This is a genomic window from Staphylococcus sp. EG-SA-17, assembly GCF_017151845.1.
Lineage (GTDB): Bacteria > Bacillota > Bacilli > Staphylococcales > Staphylococcaceae > Staphylococcus > Staphylococcus aureus.
Genome location: NZ_JACVZO010000008.1, coordinates 96,947 through 114,288 on the forward strand (window position 1 = coordinate 96,947; position 17,342 = coordinate 114,288).

Genomic DNA, 17,342 nt, shown 5'->3' on the forward strand with positions numbered 1-17,342 from the left:
ATTGACTGACATGACTCTATATTCAGTTATAGTTCATTTCTTTTTTAAATAATCAGCATTACTATTTTAACAATGATGCCTACACCAATAACTAAAGACAATGATGTCAACATTTGCTTTCCAATTAATTTTAGTGCTGACTGACCACCTAAATGTTTCAAAAGCATCGTCATTGTGACCGAGCACGCTGTAAATGTTGAACTAAAAAACACAAGTAGTAGTAACTGTGTTGCTGTCATTCCTTGTAATAAGGCGCCTTGATGCAAATTAAACAAGAGCATGCCGTCTTTTCGAATCATTGAAAATAAAATCCCTGGTGACAATTCTGACGAGATGCCTAATAACGATAATATAGGTGTAAATATTTGTGATAAAACATTCAAAATTGGCGTTAGTGATAAAATACTAACAATAAGACAGATTGTGATAAAAATAGGTAGCGCTTGAACGATAAACATTTGTATATTTTGCCACATTTGTAGCAACATTTGACGTATATTTGGCATATGTAATTGTCTATCATAAGGTAGCGGAACGCTAAGTTGTTGATTATTCTTTTTCAACCATATCCTATTATGTAAGATGCCACCTAAAAGTACTAATATTAAGTACGGCATAAATAGCCATGACTTTCCAGCTACACTAAAAATAGATAATGTCGCACCTATTTGATAACTACAAGAACTACCAAAGCTTATTAAACTCATACACTGTGTCTTCGTGCAGGTATGGCATTGGTGTGCTGCTTGTGAAATGGCGGCTGCATTACATCCAAATCCTTCTAATAGTGGCACGATATCATTGCCTTGTAATCCTATCCGTAACATTGACGGTTCAATTGCCCATATCATCCATGATTTGAATCCTGTTTGATCAATTATAGCAGTTGATAAACTAATCAATATTACAACCGGCAATGCCCATACGAGCGAATATGTTCCAAGTGATAGCACACCATAATCACCAAATAATATATGCTGTAATATATCGTGATTGAGCAATGTTGTTTGAGTTAAATATTCTATCCATGCTGATACATACTGATTTTGAAACCAATCTGAAAATTGATAAGCAATACCAATTGGCAATGCAAACATTAAAAATATCAACAACCAGGCTAAAAATGTCGCACTTATTTTAGGTCTTAAATGTCGTCGCTCATGTTGAAATAGTGTCAATTGTTCTATCACATGTTCGCTCGCTATAGGCGAAGAAACTACACTTTCTGCCAATGAAATATCTAATTTCTGTTTTATGATTAATAATCTTAATTTCGCTTTTTCTGTTGCGTTAAGTTTATCCGCATGACTAATAACCAAATAATGAGGTTCATTAGGTATGGGCGTATAATGCCCAGTTCTCATATCATATTTCACTTCTAACATGTGCATGACACTTCACAACATGAATAATCATCTAAATACATTTGATTTTTTTGGTAACTTTCAATGACATCTTGTTTAGCTGGTAAGCCTTCCCGCTGTGTTAAAAGATGTGCAAGTACTGCAAATCGCGCTCTAAATTTATAGATATAGCATAATTTGGCATTATCATTTTCAACTGTTGCACCAATCATAAAAATATTCGGATAACGTGTCGATTCATCATGTGTTGTTAATTTAATATCTTGATTTGTTGTCGCAAATAATTGTTGAACGATTGGATTTTTTGTTGCATCAAAGCCAGTTGCTAGTATTGGTTCATGAGGCGTAAGCACACTTTGTCCGCTATCAAAACTGATATGATACTGTCCGTTGTTAAAATCAATATCTTTAACTGTATAATGTACATTCATTTCAATACGAGCACCTTGTTTAATGACATTACCTAGTCGCTGACGTGTATAAGGTGACAATCTAACACTAGGATCAGCATCCGGATCATTTAAACCGGTTGTGCTAGTATAAAGTGCGATGTCAGAGCCATTTTTTGCAAGTTGATATGCAGCATCAAAGCCACTTTCATTACCTCCGATAACCACATATTGCCCCTTATTAAAGTTATCAAAGTCTTCAATTTCACTATAATGAATACCATATTTAAATGGCTTTTTAGGGAAATTATAATCACCTGTTGCGACAAAGATATAATCCGCGTGATATGTCTCTGTTGTCGTTGCAATCGTATAATATGCATCATCTACAGATATATTTGTAACAACTGTATTTTCAAAGATATTCAGCTCGTAATGGTTGGCAACCACTTGTAAATATTCAGCATATGTTTCTCCGGAAATATGTTCTTCATTAAATGTAAATGCTGGTGAAGTATCCATAGAAATTGCATTCATATCAGGCATGCCAAATCCATTAGACGTAAATGATGGCGTAATCGTACGGGTCGATTTCGGCCAATGTTTAAATGAATGGCCTACTGTTCCTTTTTCTAAAATAATGACATCTGTTATACCGAAATCTTTTAAGGTAATGGCCATACCTATACCTGCAGCACCGGCACCGATAATAGCCACTTTATGATGTTGCATATTAACACTCCCTCAATGATCTATTTCAAGTTATTGTTCCTGACTATAAATCGTAATAATTACGATTTATAAAGTATAGACCTATCCTTGAGAAATTTCAATATTAAAAGAAAAACTTCCGTTATTGTAGAGAATTCATCTACATTTCGGAAGTTGGTATGTGTCTTTTTTATTAAATTTAAAGATGCTACGGTTAGTTCAAATGATTATGAATGACATTTAATGGTATCATCCAACCTCAGTACTTGGATATAACATTTTGGCGGTGAGACAGAAATCATATTTTTACAAAATTTATTTCGTCGTCCCACCCCAATAAAGAAAAAGTATTTCTTTATTGTTGTGTAACTTTTCCACGTTGTATTTCACTATCCAAATTTTGTTTCATATTATCAAACAACTCTTGAAATCTAACCTCATCTTGATCAGAATAACCTTTAAAAATAACTGAATCTATATTTTCCTCGTTAAAATAATAAATTTCATCTTCCACAACACCAATCGGATATTTACATCCAGAATAGTCAAACATATACTTTTGATTTTCAATTTCTACAATTGGTCCTCTATTAATAATCATTAACTTTTGCGAACCTTCTTTTAAATAAATAATGCTTCCTATTGTTTCCATTTATTTTCCTCCTTTGTCACCGTCTCAATTTCAACATTCCTTCGCATTTCCAAGTCAATCATCTCTTCTTCCGCTTTACGAATGCCATGTTGAATTTGCTGTTGCTGCTCGTGTAACGCTACCGTTGAACGTCGTTTCGCAAAATGAAATTCATCGCGGAACTGTTCCATACGACTAGCCATATTGCTACTATAATAACGCTCACCTAAATGTTGATATAATTGATCTATCGAATGATTAAGCGCATCACTTTCATCTATCAATGCTTTAACCTCTCGCTTTTCATCATATAAGTCATCCATTTGCTCATGTTTCGCTGTGATTATTTTATTGATTTCATCCAGTTTATTCGACATCATTTCACCACGTTTTAATTTTTACCAATTTCATTACCAATCATTACGTCAGTTTGGTCAAAAGCCTCACCAACTTTTTGTATATTATCGCTCGCAGTTCGTATTGCTTCAGCAACAGATTGATTCTTACTCATCAAATCATCTATCACACTATGAGCATTATTATTTCCACTTACTGTTGTACTTTCATCTTTATCCGGTTTCGACACATTATTACATGTTTCAACAGCGCTTTTAATAGATGATGATGCACTATTGGTCTTAAAAATATCACTTTGAACTGTACTCATCATTTACACCTCTTCCCATTTAAATTATTTTAAAATTATTAGAAACTGTATCAATATATGATATTCAAACATTCAATAATACTTAAATATTGTTTTGTGATTATATTCAAAATTATTGTATCAATAAATATGTATCATTCCTAGAATTTTATTAAACAAAAAGTTAGAAAATCACTTTTATTGCAACTCAATCTTGTTTTGCATTATAGAAATTAACAATAGAGATTAAAATTTTATTTTCCAACAATAAAAAAGCACAAATATTTTTATTGAGGCAGCTGAAGGCCTTCTCATTGTAAAAATATCTGTGCATATTATTATCTTAATCTAACGTAATAACTAACCTGTTGTATCTTGTAAAATCTTATCCATAGAGTGCGCAACACTATCACGGTACATCTCCCCAAATTTCAATAAATGCACCATCAATAAATATAAACGATAAAATTCAAGTCTATAGGATGCACCTTTTGCAAGTGGATAATGTTTATTATACGCATCATAAAATTCGCTCGTAAAACCACCAAATACCGTTGTAATACCGATATCAAATTCTCTGTCACCATATAATGGTGCTGGATCAAATAACGCCGGACGACCATCTTGTAAGAACATATAATTGCCACCCCATAGGTCACCATGTAATAAAGACGGTTTACTTTGATGCTTTTCTAATTCCGCCACAATTTGACGTCGCACTTTGTCATATACTTTGATATCGTTGGCATCCCATAGCCCTCTATTTAGCAACTCATCTTTCAAATGATCCATGCGCTTGTCGACAAAAATGGTACACCAATCGTCTTGCCAATGATTATCAAAAGAAATATCGCCACCTTCATAAGGTAATGAGAAGCCAAATTTGCCTTCTTCTTGTTGCTGACTGTGTAATTGAGCTACGAGTTGCCCTAATTGGCGTTGACTCCCTGAAGCCCCTTCTTCTAAATACGTCATCACTAAATACGCATCACCGTTAACCTCGCCACTTGCAATTACTCTAGGTGCCGTGATACCTGCACGTTCAAATTCATTTAAACCTGCAATTTCTGCAGCATAAAATGATTCTTTACGTCCACGTTGGACAAGTAAGAAAAATGTATCCGTATCCGTTTCGACTCGATATGCTTCGTTTACATCGCCACCACTCACTGGTGAAATCTCTTTAATATCTTTTAAAGGTAAATGCTCTAACCATTGTTCATTCATACAAACACCTTCCATTACGCTTACTTTATACTATTATATTGCCTAATTAAGATGATTTAATCTCAATTTTATTTGTGGTACTTGCGTCAATTTTCAAAACTTTTTAGTTTTAACTAGGAAATTATGTAGGGAAATGCTAGTCTATTAAAAGAATATATTTCACATATATTAAGTTGAGGATAGTAAGCCTCAAATATAATGAAATAGGAGCATACTCATGTACAAATTAATTAAACCTTTCTTATTCAAAATCGAACCCGAAAAAGCACACGGACTAACTATCGATGCATTAAAAACGTTACAAAAATTTCCGGTTTTATTCCCAGTCGTCGATAAACTATTTACTTATAAGAATCCAACGTTATCACAAACGATACAAGGTAATACGTACGACAATCCAATTGGCTTAGCAGCTGGTTTCGACAAATCTTGCGAAGTACCAAAAGCATTGGAACACCTTGGATTCGGTGCTTTAGAATTAGGTGGTATCACACCTAAACCTCAACCGGGTAACCCTCAACCACGCATGTTCAGATTATTAGAAGATGATGCCTTGATAAATCGTATGGGCTTCAATAATATTGGTATGAACAAAGCACTCAGTCATTTGCGTAAAAATGCTTATCAAGTACCTGTTGGTATCAATGTTGGTGTGAATAAAATGACACCTTATGAAGCGCGTTATCAAGATTATATAAAAGTCATTGATACGTTTAAACACGACGTTTCATTTTTCACAGTCAATATCAGTTCTCCAAATACTGAAAATCTTCAAAACTTCCATGATAAAGATGAATTTTCAATGTTATGCCAAGCTTTAACAGCATTTAAAAAACAACATGATGTAACAGTGCCAATTTATTTAAAACTAACGTCTGATATGGATTTCGATGGCTTAAAAGCACTATTACCAGCGATTACTGAGACATTTGACGGTATCATCTTAGCAAACACAACGCGACAACGAGATGGTTTAACTTCTGCTAATAAAGTCGAAGAAGGCGGTTTGAGTGGTCGTTCATTATTTGAACGTAATTTAAAATTGATTAAGTATGCTTATCAGCAAACAAATGGTGAATTTTTAATTATAGGTACAGGCGGCGTATTCAGTACTGAAGATGCAATCAAAATGATGCGTCACGGTGCGTCACTTATTCAAATTTATTCATCACTTGTTATTGAAGGCCCAGGTTTAACTAAGAAAATGAACAAAGGCATCGCACGTTACTTAAAAGATCATCATTTTGACAATGTCAGTGATATTATAGGACTAGATGCCTAATCCAACGTAGTCAAATAATACTTTAAAACTTGCTGAATCGTCTTATTAAAATTATGATATAACTCAAGAAGATATATTTATCACCATTTTTCAAAATAATGGCTTAAATATCACATATCATTAAATATAGCGTTTTATAACGGAGGCGTTTGTTATGACTAAAGAAACAGATAATAAAAAAACAGTAGCGACTTCTGACAACAAAGACACACAGCAACAAAATCAACCTGAAGAAGATGAACGTCAAGGTTTGAATGGTTATCGTAAAACAGATCTTGATTTAGAAATTGAGCAAGAGCTACGTGAAATGATGAAAACAGGAGAAAATGAAACGAAAAATGACTACAAAAAGTTTAAAGTGTTTTCACTTATTTCAACACTTGTCATTGTCATTTTAGCAATTATAAGATTTGTTCATAAAATGATGTAATTAGAGTGAGACATTGTTTTATGTCTCAGGATCCAGTTATTTATTATAGCTACAATATTTACGATGATATAAATAACCCGAGATTTTAGTATGATTCATTTCACTAAAGTCTCGGGTTTCTATTTGATAATTTTTAATAGGGCATGGCTTGTATATGCGCCTGCCTTTTATCTCATTTCCAATGATTAATCTGGATATTGTTCTAAAAATGCTTTCGCTTCTTTATTAACTGTTTTAAAATCAATACCTTGTTGCATCGCTGCAAAGACACATCCACAATAACACTGCCTAAAGATATTATAGTCATTACACATTTCTATGGAACGCTCATAACCTTTACTTTTCTTAAAATCACTTGGCAAATAGTTCACATCGTATATTTTTTGGACATCCATACCAAGTTCATTGATTAATTGTGCGTTCTTTTTAGGTGATAATGCAATTGCACTGCCAAAATAATCATAGCCATGTTCTACAGCTGCTTTCGCTACAATATCCAAACGCATTTCAAAACAAGCGGTACAACGTAAGCCGCCTTCTTTTTCATCAGCTAATTCTTTATCCTTCACCATTTTCACAAACTTATGCGGTTCATAAGGTGCTTCAATATACTTCACATTCGCACCAGTCTTGCGATTAAAATCTTCTACAAATTGTTCTTGCACTTTAGCACGTCGTAAATATTCATTTTTCGGATGAATATTTGAATTCGCGAAATAAATTGCAATGTCTGCATATTGTGTTAAAAACTCTAATGTATATGTACTACAAGGTGCACAACAACTATGCAATAAGATTTTAGGTCTGATTGCTTCTCTTTCCCACTGCCCGATTAATTTCTTCAACACCTTGTCATAATTAATTTTTTGATTTTTCATTTTACTGATAATAGGTTCAGCATTAATCATGATTTAACCTCCCACATTTAATCATTAACTTCTATTATATATGATTCATATTAAATGTCAGTCAAAAAAGTTAGAAATTCATTTTAATGCATTTATATTTCGAAAGTCCCTTATGTATCTAAAAGCATTTTTTAAACTTGAATTTTAAAACACTAAACAACACATACGTCTCTGTGTCATTTTCATTTTTTGTATGTCATATATATGTTTACTTCATTTAAATCAATTTCATCTTATAATTTATCGTGTATTTTACAAAAGATTGACTTCAATTCATCATAAAAGTTATACTTTTGCCATTTTTTAATGTAACATGGTGTTAGTAATAAAAATAATACATTGAGGTGTTTTACATGACAGCATTATTCCCTTATATCGCTTTTAAAAATTCAAAAGAAGCCCTTGCATATTACGAAGAAGTATTTGGTGCAACTGACGTTAAACGTTTAGAAGTTGGCGAAGAACAAGCGTCACATTTTGGTATGACTAAGGAAGAAGCGCAAGAAGCAACTATGCATGCTGAGTTTGAAGTGCTTGGCGTAAAAGTGTTATGTTCTGATTCTTTTGGTCGCGCTGACAAAATTAATAATGGCATATCATTATTAATTGATTATGATGTTAACAATAAGGAAGATGCTGATAAAGTTGAAGCATTCTATGAGCAAATTAAAGATCATTCTTCAATTGAAATAGAATTACCGTTAGCTGACCAATTCTGGGGTGGCAAAATGGGCATCTTTACCGATAAATACGGTGTTCGTTGGATGTTACATGGTCAAGACTATACTGCAATCCAACAATAATGTTATTGATAAAGATATCATTTAATAAGCTTAGGTTATTTAGCAAGGCAAGCCACTCTCGATTCATGGCTTGCCTTATTTTATTGTATATTTTTAATTATCGTTGCTGGCCCTTGATTGACAATCGTATTAAAATGCCTTATTAAGTCAACTTTGTCTATACGGTTTGGATCTTCTACCCAATGTCTTATCAAAGACAATCCCGCACCTGAAACATAACTCATGAAATAGGAAAATGGTATACCATTAATTTGATCATTTTCATTTTTATAACGTTGTAAATGACACATAATTAAATCATAAAGTTTTTCGTGGATATTTGAATCTTTACCCATACGAAACATCAATTGATAAAATGCGATGTCTTTTTCTATCATTTCTATTAAAACGGTCATAATTTGATGTATATTATCCGTGGATAACTTAACTGCTCCATTTAACTTCTCATCATGAATGAAGTCTCTTATTTCCTCCAACTGCTGATTCTCTAATTTTTCTAGCAAATCATATTTATCATAATAATGCGTATAAAATGTACTACGGTTAACATCAGCTAAATCTGCAATTTGTTGCACAGTAATCTCTTCTAATTGGTGTTGATGTAAAAGTTCAATAAATGCATTTCTCATTGCAACTTGTGATTTTCTAATACGTCGATCTATAGTCATTTGTATCAAGTCCTCCCCAATGATTATTAACAATTATAAACGTTATGTTCATTATCCCACAAATCTCCAACATTGATGATTGGCACACAATGTTTACCTGTTTAATATAGGTGATACAAACAAACAGAAAAAGGTGATAACAATGAACCAACATTTACTAGGAAATCCAAAATTAACTGTAACTCATGTCAATGAAGTGAAAGCCGGTATTAACCACATCGTTGTCGACAGTGTTCAATATGGAAATCAAGAAATGATTATGGAAAAAGATGTCACTGTGGAAATGCGCGATGGCGAAAAATTATATATTAATATTTTCAGACCAAATAAAGATGGCAAATTCCCTGTAGTTATGTCTGCAGATACTTACGGTAAAGATAATAAGCCTAAAATCACAAATATGGGTGCCCTTTGGCCAACATTAGGCGCCATTCCGACATCTAGTTTTACACCTGAAGAATCACCAGACCCAGGATTTTGGGTGCCAAATGATTATGTTGTAGTTAAAGTTGCATTACGCGGTAGTGACAAATCAAAAGGCGTCTTATCTCCATGGTCAAAAAGAGAAGCGGAAGATTATTACGAAGTGATTGAATGGGCAGCAAAACAGCCATGGAGTAATGGAAATATCGGAACAAATGGTGTTTCTTATCTTGCGGTGACTCAATGGTGGGTCGCATCATTAAATCCACCACATTTAAAAGCAATGATTCCTTGGGAAGGATTAAATGATATGTATAGAGAAGTAGCCTTTCACGGAGGTATACCGGATACTGGCTTTTATCGTTTCTGGATACAAGGTATTTTTGCGAGATGGACAGATAATCCAAATATCGAAGACATGATTCAAGCACAACAAGAACACCCTTTGTTCGATGATTTTTGGAAACAGCGTCAAGTGCCATTATCACAAATTAAAACACCTCTACTAACATGTGCTAGTTGGTCTACACAAGGTTTGCACAACCGTGGCTCTTTTGAAGGATTTAAACAAGCTGCATCTGAAGAAAAATGGCTATATGTGCATGGACGTAAAGAGTGGGAAAGTTACTACGCTAGAGAAAATCTCGAACGCCAAAAATCATTCTTTGATTTTTACCTTAAAGAAGAAAATAACGATTGGAAAGATACGCCTCATGTCATTTATGAAGTTAGAGATCAATTTTATAAAGGCGAATTCAAATCAGCGTCAGCGTTCCCTTTACCTAACACAGAATATACACCATTGTATTTGAATGCTGAAAATCACACATTGAATCATGCAAAGATTAGTAGCGCGCATGTCGCACAATATGACTCTGAAGATAAACGACAAGATGTAAGTTTTAAATATACGTTTGACAAAGATACTGAGTTAGTTGGAAACATGAACTTAAAACTATGGGTAAGCACTAAAGACTCAGACGATATGGATTTATTTGCAGGTATTAAAAAGTTAGATCGTCGTGGTAATGAAGTTAACTTCCCTGATTTTAATCATATTGAAAATGATCAAGTAGCTACCGGTTGGTTACGCGTATCACATCGTGAATTAGATCAAGAAAAATCCACAATTGCGCAACCTTGGCATAAACATGAAACAGAATTAAAGTTGTCACAAGATGAGATTGTACCTGTTGAAATCGAATTGTTACCTTCAGGCACGCTATTTAAACAAGGCGAAACATTGGAAGTTGTTGTAAAAGGTAGTGAAATTGTAATTGGTAATAGTACCCCTGGCATGAAAACGCGTTATGAACATGAAGAAACCGTAAATAAAGGCATGCACATGATTTATACTGGTGGTAAATATGATTCACAATTAATCATTCCTATCGTTAATTGATATGCAGCAATTACGGTCGCTTTTGATTAAAAGTGACATAGTGATAGAACTGTATAACAAGAGCAGGCCACACGCTTGGAATCTTAAACCAAGGTGTGGCCCTTTTTATTATTGATGGCTATTTAATTTTATAAATCTTGTCACTAAACTTACTACAAGCAATATTAAACCAATAAATAAAACCATAATTGCTGTATTACTTTCGTTATTTACTCCTGTTTTTGGTAATTCTTTCAATTGTTGCTTATGTACTGACTTGCTCTTGCTATCCAAATGAATACTTTGTTGTTTAGCCATTTGTTTATTACTTTTTGTGTGAATATCATTTGCTTTAATACTTGGATTTACAGCACTATTATTCGATGTTCCATTTGCGTTTTTCAACTGATTAATAACATTTGGATCTTTCGTGCCATCCATTAAATTATCTGGATGTTTTAGTAAATGTCTGCAGTCGGATACTATTTTAGAATCTTTTGCCTTTACCGCATTATTCGGCACCTCATTATCATCTTTCAACTGCTTGATAACATCTGGATCTTTCGTGCCATCTATTAAATTATCAAGTTTTTTCACACGTGCTATGTCACTAACTGGCCCTGGATAATTTGCATCCGGTTGTCTAACTGGTATTAAATTGCTGTTTTCATTCACACCTTCAGGCTTGTTATTTTCGGCGTTCGCATTATCCGTAAAAATCAACACTGATAAAATTGCAACAAATAAACTTATAACTTTTTTCATCTTATTCATCCTTTCCTATTTTACTACCTTAATATCATTGCTATTAAAGTAACCCATCCATCTATTTTTTTCGTCGTATAAAGAGTAATATTTATACCCATTTGGAATATTGTAATAGAGTTTAGCTGTGTACGCTTTATCTTTTTTAATTAATTTATTATCACCCTTTTTTGTAATTTCAATGTTTTTCCAATATATATACTTACTTTTAATTACTTTCACTTTCTTATTATATGGATGACTTCTGTACTTACCTATCCAATAATTTATGTAATCTAATTTTAAATCATTTATTCTCACGCCTGAATTATGATTATATCTGCCGTATGCATGTACTCCGATGATATTGTTTTTTGAATCTCTTATCGCACTACCACTTTGTCCTGAAAATGTGTCTACCGTATAATACATTTCATTCTCATCAAAACTTTCTAATTTCCCTTTACCTTTATATTGTCTGTTGTCTGACTTGTCTCCTGGAAATCCAGAAATTTCAATATTTTCACCTTTGCTAATGCGTGTGTTCAAAGTTAAGTAACCTGTTTTATTTCCTAAATTACTATTTAACTTAATAATTGCTATATCTTCTTTTGTAGGAGCATTATTAATCCAAGATTTAGATACAAAAAACTTATGCGAAAAGGCCTTTCCTATTGTATATGTTTGCCCATTTACTCCAGCATAGACATCAATCTTTTTAGCCCAACCCTTATCGTCTTTAGAATAGACATTATGAGCCGCTGTCAATACAATGTCCTTACCAATCATAGTACCGGTGCCTTTATATACACGGTTATTTGAAAACGTCATATTTAATAATACAGTCTGCTTATAAGGTCTTTGTAAAATATTATTAACAACCGTTCTTTGATCTTTACCGAAAACTCGCTCAGTTAAGGGCGTACTATAATCACCTACTTCATAAAGCTCATTTTGATTACGTTCAATTGTTCCTGATTCAAAATTATTATCACTACCATTTTCTGAATTGACGATAGGATTATTATCAGCTAAGACAAAACTTTCACCATAATAACTAGAAACAATTACTACTAACAAAATCAAAAATGATATTTTAAAAATTTTTGTCATAGGCATTCCTCCTTTAATCTATATTATTTTTATCTATTTCATATAATATTATTATATAATTGCTATCAATTCAATATTTTTACTTCACGAAACTAAACAACATGTCATTAACTTATCTCGTTAAGTTAAGAATTCTATTTTCTACCAAATAAATTCTGAATACTGTTTTAGATAATCAATTCGCAAAACTATTTCTTTATAAATATGTCCATCATTTAACACTGATAAAATTGCAACGATAATACCTTTACTTCTATTACGCTAACCCAATTGGCATAAAAATAAAAACCCCTAATGGATAACTACATTGTTATCTACTAGAGGTTTCTAACTTATACTATTTTATAACACTATCGTATTTTCTTTTTCATGAATCATTTCAATAATGACATTGTCTTCATTCATTACTGCTACTTTAGGTGCATGGTTTTTAATTTCTTCTTCATTCAACTGTGCATAAGTCATGATTATGACTACATCGCCTACTTCAACAAGTCTTGATGCTGCACCGTTCAAACAAATTTTACCACTACCTCTTTCACCAGCTATTACGTATGTTTCAAAACGTGCACCATTATTATTATTCACGATGGCTACTTTTTCATTTGGCAAGATGTCTACCGCTTCCAAAATATCTGAATCAATCGTAATACTACCTACATAATTTAAATTTGACTCAGTCACTCTTGCTCTATGAATTTTAGCATTCATCATTGTTCTTATCACTTTATTCAGCTCCAATTATTATATTATCTATTAAACGCGCTTTTGAAAATTTGACAGCTAACGAGATAAATATGCGTCCAGTTATTTCGTGTTGTTCTACTAATTGAGGATAACTATAAACAGCAACTTCTTCAATGCGTCCACTTATATGTGATTCAAGATATTCAGTAACCCTGTCTATAATTACTTTACTTTGACGTTCACCGTCTTGATACAACGCTTGTGCTAATATCAAACTTTTACTTAAATGTACCGCTTCTTGTCGTTCTTGCTCCGTTAAATAAACATTTCTTGAACTTTTCGCCAAACCATCTGCTTCTCGAACGATATCAATACCAATAATTTCAACGGCATGATTGAAGTCTTTTACCATTTGCTCGACAATAGCCAATTGCTGGGCATCTTTTTTACCAAAATAAGCATAATCCGGCATAACAATATTAAATAGCTTATTAACTACTGTTACCACCCCATCAAAATGCCCTGGACGCTTCGCTCCTTCTAACACATCAGCTAATGGACCTACTTTGACATCAATACCTAATTCACCTGGATACATATCTTCTACTGCAGGATGAAAAACAATGTCCGCCCCTACTTCTGATACTAATTCTAAATCTTTATCAATTTGTCTCGGATAAGCATCGAAATCTTCGTTTGGACCAAATTGTAATGGATTAACAAATACACTCACAACTGTAATATCATTTGTACTAACTGATTCGCGTACCATCGTTAAATGTCCATCATGTAAGGCACCCATTGTTGGGATAAAACCAATCGTTGTTCCTGAGCGTTTGGCTGCTTTAACAATGTGTTGCATCTCTTTTACCGTAGTAATCAGCTTAGTCATTGTTATTAACCTCATTCATAATTTTCTTTTTATACGTATATTCTTCTGATGGAAATGCACCAGATTTAACTTCTTGATCGTATTGTTTTAAACCATCCACACCAACACTAAAATCAGCAAATTGCTTCACAAATTTCGCTTTATGTTCAACACCATAATTTAACATATCGTGATAAACCAATACTTGACCATCTGTACCTTTTCCTGCACCAATACCAATGACTGGAATTGTTAAGTGCTTGCTAATTTCTTCTGCTAAATCATTTGGAATTGCTTCAAGTACTAACGCAACTGCACCAGCTTGTTCTACATTTTTCGCATCTAAAATAAGTTGCTCCGCTGCTTCTTTCGTTGCACCTTGTAATTTATACCCCATAACGCCAACACTTTGAGGTGTTAATCCTAAATGTGCAACAACAGGAATACCAATTGCCGTTGCTTTTTCAATAAATGGTGTAATATGCGCTCCTTCTGCTTTAATTGCATTTGCATTCGTCTCCTGATAAAGCTTTAGAGCATGATTTAAGTCTTGTGTCATAGAGATGCCTACTGCACCAATCGGCATATCAACAACTACAAATGTATTTGGTGCGCCTCTTCTTACTGCACGACCGTGATGAATCATATCTGCTAACGTCACTTGTACGGTACTTTCATAACCTAATACAGTCATACCAAGTGAATCCCCAACAAGAATCATATCAATACCCGCTGCTTCCACTTGTTTAGCACTTGGAAAATCATAAGCTGTTACCATAGAAATTTTAGTTTGCTTTTGTTTCATATCTATTAATTGACTTACTGTTTTCAATGTTATTCAACCTCTTTTTGCAGTATTATTAGAAATAGTATAATGAATCTTTTATAGAAAGGAAAGAAGAAGATGTTATCAGTTGCGATTATCGGCCCAGGCGCTGTCGGTACAACTATTGCCTATGAATTACAACAATCATTGCCTCATACAACGCTTATCGGGAGACACGCCAAAACAATAACATATTATACTGTACCACATGCACCTGCACAAGATATTGTTGTGAAAGGTTATGAAGATGTCACAAACACATTTGATGTTATTATTATTGCAGTCAAAACACATCAACTTGATGCAGTTATTCCTCATTTAACTCATCTTGCACATGAGGACACGCTCATCATTTTAGCCCAAAATGGTTATGGTCAACTCGAACATATTCCATTTAAAAACATATGCCAAGCAGTTGTCTATATAAGTGGTCAAAAGAAAGGCGATGTTGTTACGCACTTCAGAGATTATCAATTACGTATAAAAGATAATGCATTAACACGACAATTTAGAGATTTGGTCCAAGACAGTCAAATCGACATTGTATTAGAAGCAAATATTCAGCAAGCTATTTGGTATAAATTGTTAGTTAACTTGGGCATTAATTCTATCACAGCACTCGGTAGACAGACAGTTGCAATCATGCATAATCCTGAAATACGTACACTGTGTAGACAGCTATTACTAGATGGTTGTCGTGTTGCACAGGCAGAGGGGTTAAACTTTTCAGAACAAACTGTCGATACTATTATGACTATATATCAAGGTTATCCCGACGAAATGGGAACGAGCATGTATTACGACATTGTGCATCAGCAACCTCTTGAAGTCGAAGCGATTCAAGGCTTTATTTATCGACGTGCACGTGAACACAATCTTGACACCCCATATCTTGATACTATTTATAGCTTTTTACGCGCGTATCAACAAAATATGTAACCACATATATAATATAAAAAGACCTTAACGATGCATTTAGAACCACCTGTTCCTAATATCGCTAAGGTCTTTTAATTATATTAGACTATTCAGCTTCTCTAATTTCTTCTGCCACATCTTTATAGTCTATTTTCGCTTTAACAAACGTCTCGTTATTTACCGGGAAATGTTGTTGGAATGTTTCAAAGTTTTGTATCTCAACGACAACGTCATCCACTTCAAAGTCAAGAACATGTCCACCATAAGCTCTTTCATCATCCGCAAAATGTATATGAAAACCAGCAGACCCTACGCCATGAAATAATTCTGGTGTAAAAAATCCAACAATGGCACCACGAATATCTTGTCTTTTTTCCTCAGGTTGTCTGCGTGCTGAATCAATCAAACGTGTATATGGCGGTTGCTGAGCAGGCATCATTCGTACATGCATATGTTTAAATGTGCCATAAATTTTAACAGCCGAAAATAAATTCTCACTTAACATTTCATTTTTAATTTGTGCGAATACATCATCTTGTGATAATTGTTGCAATGGAAATGTCTTACTCGCTTTAAAATTAGTAATCGATGCATAGGGTACTTTCTCATCGCCTTTTAATTCTATAAATTCTTTATGCTCGTTAGCATGATATGCCTTCCCGTCTAAAAATATTACTTCGCCATCAGACCCTGTTAACGTTGCAATCCCTAAATTCCCATGTTCTAACAATTCATTAATTGTAGCTGTTCCTTCTAGTAAGCCAGCCATTAACGTACCTAATGTACCATGTTGATACAAGACATTCGTCATTCCAAAACCATCTCCCTATAGTTATTCCTCGTTGTCATGCTCTACTTCGTGATTAATGCAGAACTACTTTCCTTTATACTCAATGACGTCTCGGCATTTCGATTCATGTCACTAAATTTTCACGAGTCATAATACTTTATTCAATTATTATTTTACGCAAAAGTATTGCCTCTATCAATGCTTGCTAAATCAAAACCACCCGTGTGAACGGGTGGTTTGTTCTGCGGCTATAAGCCTTCCTTACTGGCCAGCCCTAAAAGGGCACTGACAAGTCAGCCAACTGCACTACTATTCCAGCAACCCTAAAGGGTTACTCTTTTTTCTTTCTTTTTTTATTTTTCTCTCCAGTGAAAGGATCTAAATATTCTTCCATTGAGATTTGGTCTGCAACGATATCCTCTTGTAATTGATTACGAATATAATTTTCAATCACTTTTTTATTTCTACCTACTGTATCCACATAAAATCCTTTACACCAAAACTTTCTATTTCCATATCTATACTTTAAG

Annotated in this window: 19 protein-coding genes and 1 pseudogene; 5 read left to right on the forward strand and 15 right to left on the reverse strand. The window is 33.7% G+C overall.

The genetic code is table 11. The features are described 5' to 3' along the window. Positions 1-44: 44 nt before the first annotated feature. From IDG65_RS05830 to IDG65_RS05855, 6 genes are all read right to left on the reverse strand, one after another. Positions 45-1,385 (reverse strand): nucleoside recognition domain-containing protein, encoded by a 1,341-nt coding sequence (locus IDG65_RS05830; RefSeq protein ID WP_000895186.1) that lies wholly within the window; start codon positions 1,383-1,385, stop codon positions 45-47. After that, entirely contained in the window at positions 1,379-2,485 is a 1,107-nt protein-coding gene (locus IDG65_RS05835) for an NAD(P)/FAD-dependent oxidoreductase (RefSeq protein WP_001163761.1), read from the reverse strand. The genes IDG65_RS05830 and IDG65_RS05835 overlap by 7 nt, the downstream gene beginning before the upstream one ends. A gap of 334 nt (positions 2,486-2,819) precedes the next feature. Further along, entirely contained in the window at positions 2,820-3,116 is a 297-nt protein-coding gene (locus tag IDG65_RS05840) for a DUF4176 domain-containing protein (RefSeq protein ID WP_000447711.1), read from the reverse strand. After that, positions 3,104-3,472: a hypothetical protein gene (locus IDG65_RS05845; RefSeq protein WP_000066353.1), complete on the reverse strand. Its 369-nt coding sequence runs from the start codon at positions 3,470-3,472 to the stop codon at positions 3,104-3,106. Before IDG65_RS05845 ends, IDG65_RS05840 begins: the two co-directional genes overlap by 13 nt. A 14-nt stretch (positions 3,473-3,486) precedes the next feature. Further along, a complete protein-coding gene (locus IDG65_RS05850; RefSeq protein WP_000987949.1) occupies positions 3,487-3,765 on the reverse strand; it encodes a TIGR04197 family type VII secretion effector in 279 nt (92 codons plus the stop codon). A gap of 336 nt (positions 3,766-4,101) precedes the next feature. After that, complete coding sequence (locus IDG65_RS05855; RefSeq protein ID WP_001005514.1) at positions 4,102-4,968, reverse strand: fructosamine kinase family protein; 867 nt, start codon at positions 4,966-4,968, stop codon at positions 4,102-4,104. Between the two features lie 217 nt (positions 4,969-5,185). Here IDG65_RS05855 and IDG65_RS05860 point away from each other — a divergent pair, with 217 nt between their 5' ends. Together IDG65_RS05860 and IDG65_RS05865 are read left to right on the forward strand one after the other, a co-directional pair. Beyond that, positions 5,186-6,250 (forward strand): quinone-dependent dihydroorotate dehydrogenase, encoded by a 1,065-nt coding sequence (locus IDG65_RS05860; protein ID WP_000277416.1) that lies wholly within the window; start codon positions 5,186-5,188, stop codon positions 6,248-6,250. A 154-nt stretch (positions 6,251-6,404) separates the two neighbouring features. Next, on the forward strand, positions 6,405-6,680 hold the full coding sequence (locus IDG65_RS05865; RefSeq protein ID WP_000159837.1) for a hypothetical protein: 276 nt from the start codon (positions 6,405-6,407) through the stop codon (positions 6,678-6,680). Positions 6,681-6,865: 185 nt separating this feature from the next. Here IDG65_RS05865 and IDG65_RS05870 read toward each other — a convergent pair whose 3' ends face one another. Further along, on the reverse strand, positions 6,866-7,588 hold the full coding sequence (locus tag IDG65_RS05870; RefSeq protein WP_206174037.1) for an epoxyqueuosine reductase QueH: 723 nt from the start codon (positions 7,586-7,588) through the stop codon (positions 6,866-6,868). Positions 7,589-7,941: 353 nt separating this feature from the next. Here IDG65_RS05870 and IDG65_RS05875 point away from each other — a divergent pair, with 353 nt between their 5' ends. Then, entirely contained in the window at positions 7,942-8,391 is a 450-nt protein-coding gene (locus tag IDG65_RS05875) for a VOC family protein (protein WP_000125714.1), read from the forward strand. A gap of 80 nt (positions 8,392-8,471) precedes the next feature. Here IDG65_RS05875 and IDG65_RS05880 read toward each other — a convergent pair whose 3' ends face one another. Then, on the reverse strand, positions 8,472-9,059 hold the full coding sequence (locus tag IDG65_RS05880; RefSeq protein ID WP_000151122.1) for a TetR/AcrR family transcriptional regulator: 588 nt from the start codon (positions 9,057-9,059) through the stop codon (positions 8,472-8,474). Between the two features lie 142 nt (positions 9,060-9,201). Here IDG65_RS05880 and IDG65_RS05885 point away from each other — a divergent pair, with 142 nt between their 5' ends. Next, a complete protein-coding gene (locus tag IDG65_RS05885) occupies positions 9,202-10,884 on the forward strand; it encodes a CocE/NonD family hydrolase (protein WP_052997668.1) in 1,683 nt (560 codons plus the stop codon). Between the two features lie 108 nt (positions 10,885-10,992). Here the strand turns inward: IDG65_RS05885 and sasK are convergent, their stop codons facing one another. From sasK to panB, 5 genes are all read right to left on the reverse strand, one after another. Further along, positions 10,993-11,628 carry an LPXTG-anchored surface protein SasK gene (gene sasK / locus IDG65_RS05890; protein WP_000755987.1) on the reverse strand — a complete coding sequence of 212 codons (636 nt, stop codon included), beginning with the start codon at positions 11,626-11,628 and terminating at the stop codon, positions 10,993-10,995. A 15-nt stretch (positions 11,629-11,643) separates the two neighbouring features. After that, positions 11,644-12,720 (reverse strand): trypsin-like serine peptidase, encoded by a 1,077-nt coding sequence (locus IDG65_RS05895; protein ID WP_000161219.1) that lies wholly within the window; start codon positions 12,718-12,720, stop codon positions 11,644-11,646. Between the two features lie 342 nt (positions 12,721-13,062). Then, a complete protein-coding gene (gene panD, locus IDG65_RS05900) occupies positions 13,063-13,446 on the reverse strand; it encodes an aspartate 1-decarboxylase (RefSeq protein WP_000621532.1) in 384 nt (127 codons plus the stop codon). A gap of 1 nt (position 13,447) precedes the next feature. Further along, positions 13,448-14,299 carry a pantoate--beta-alanine ligase gene (gene panC / locus IDG65_RS05905; protein ID WP_206174040.1) on the reverse strand — a complete coding sequence of 284 codons (852 nt, stop codon included), beginning with the start codon at positions 14,297-14,299 and terminating at the stop codon, positions 13,448-13,450. Then, a complete protein-coding gene (panB, locus tag IDG65_RS05910) occupies positions 14,292-15,110 on the reverse strand; it encodes a 3-methyl-2-oxobutanoate hydroxymethyltransferase (RefSeq protein ID WP_000860047.1) in 819 nt (272 codons plus the stop codon). Before panB ends, panC begins: the two co-directional genes overlap by 8 nt. A 72-nt stretch (positions 15,111-15,182) precedes the next feature. Here panB and IDG65_RS05915 point away from each other — a divergent pair, with 72 nt between their 5' ends. Next, the gene (locus IDG65_RS05915; RefSeq protein WP_000953555.1) at positions 15,183-16,043 is read left to right on the forward strand and encodes an oxidoreductase; all 861 of its coding nucleotides are present in this window, start codon (positions 15,183-15,185) and stop codon (positions 16,041-16,043) included. Between the two features lie 85 nt (positions 16,044-16,128). On the opposite strand, the gene budA is transcribed toward IDG65_RS05915, so the two are convergent. Together budA and IDG65_RS05925 are read right to left on the reverse strand one after the other, a co-directional pair. Further along, positions 16,129-16,833 (reverse strand): acetolactate decarboxylase, encoded by a 705-nt coding sequence (gene budA / locus IDG65_RS05920; protein WP_000186117.1) that lies wholly within the window; start codon positions 16,831-16,833, stop codon positions 16,129-16,131. 310 nt (positions 16,834-17,143) lie between these two features. Next, positions 17,144-17,342, reverse strand: a pseudogene (locus IDG65_RS05925) (IS200/IS605 family transposase); the annotation flags it as partial.

Excerpts from the sequence above, each read along its gene's own strand:
- IDG65_RS05830 (WP_000895186.1), bottom strand. The coding sequence starts at position 1,385 with ATGTTAGAAGTGAAATATGATATGAGAACTGGGCATTATACGCCCATA.
- IDG65_RS05835 (WP_001163761.1), bottom strand. The coding sequence starts at position 2,485 with ATGCAACATCATAAAGTGGCTATTATCGGTGCCGGTGCTGCAGGTATA.
- IDG65_RS05840 (WP_000447711.1), bottom strand. The coding sequence starts at position 3,116 with ATGGAAACAATAGGAAGCATTATTTATTTAAAAGAAGGTTCGCAAAAG.
- IDG65_RS05845 (WP_000066353.1), bottom strand. The coding sequence starts at position 3,472 with ATGTCGAATAAACTGGATGAAATCAATAAAATAATCACAGCGAAACAT.
- IDG65_RS05850 (WP_000987949.1), bottom strand. The coding sequence starts at position 3,765 with ATGATGAGTACAGTTCAAAGTGATATTTTTAAGACCAATAGTGCATCA.
- IDG65_RS05855 (WP_001005514.1), bottom strand. The coding sequence starts at position 4,968 with ATGAATGAACAATGGTTAGAGCATTTACCTTTAAAAGATATTAAAGAG.
- IDG65_RS05860 (WP_000277416.1), top strand. The coding sequence starts at position 5,186 with ATGTACAAATTAATTAAACCTTTCTTATTCAAAATCGAACCCGAAAAA.
- IDG65_RS05865 (WP_000159837.1), top strand. The coding sequence starts at position 6,405 with ATGACTAAAGAAACAGATAATAAAAAAACAGTAGCGACTTCTGACAAC.
- IDG65_RS05870 (WP_206174037.1), bottom strand. The coding sequence starts at position 7,588 with ATGATTAATGCTGAACCTATTATCAGTAAAATGAAAAATCAAAAAATT.
- IDG65_RS05875 (WP_000125714.1), top strand. The coding sequence starts at position 7,942 with ATGACAGCATTATTCCCTTATATCGCTTTTAAAAATTCAAAAGAAGCC.
- IDG65_RS05880 (WP_000151122.1), bottom strand. The coding sequence starts at position 9,059 with ATGACTATAGATCGACGTATTAGAAAATCACAAGTTGCAATGAGAAAT.
- IDG65_RS05885 (WP_052997668.1), top strand. The coding sequence starts at position 9,202 with ATGAACCAACATTTACTAGGAAATCCAAAATTAACTGTAACTCATGTC.
- sasK (WP_000755987.1), bottom strand. The coding sequence starts at position 11,628 with ATGAAAAAAGTTATAAGTTTATTTGTTGCAATTTTATCAGTGTTGATT.
- IDG65_RS05895 (WP_000161219.1), bottom strand. The coding sequence starts at position 12,720 with ATGACAAAAATTTTTAAAATATCATTTTTGATTTTGTTAGTAGTAATT.
- panC (WP_206174040.1), bottom strand. The coding sequence starts at position 14,299 with ATGACTAAGCTGATTACTACGGTAAAAGAGATGCAACACATTGTTAAA.
- IDG65_RS05915 (WP_000953555.1), top strand. The coding sequence starts at position 15,183 with ATGTTATCAGTTGCGATTATCGGCCCAGGCGCTGTCGGTACAACTATT.
- budA (WP_000186117.1), bottom strand. The coding sequence starts at position 16,833 with ATGACGAATGTCTTGTATCAACATGGTACATTAGGTACGTTAATGGCT.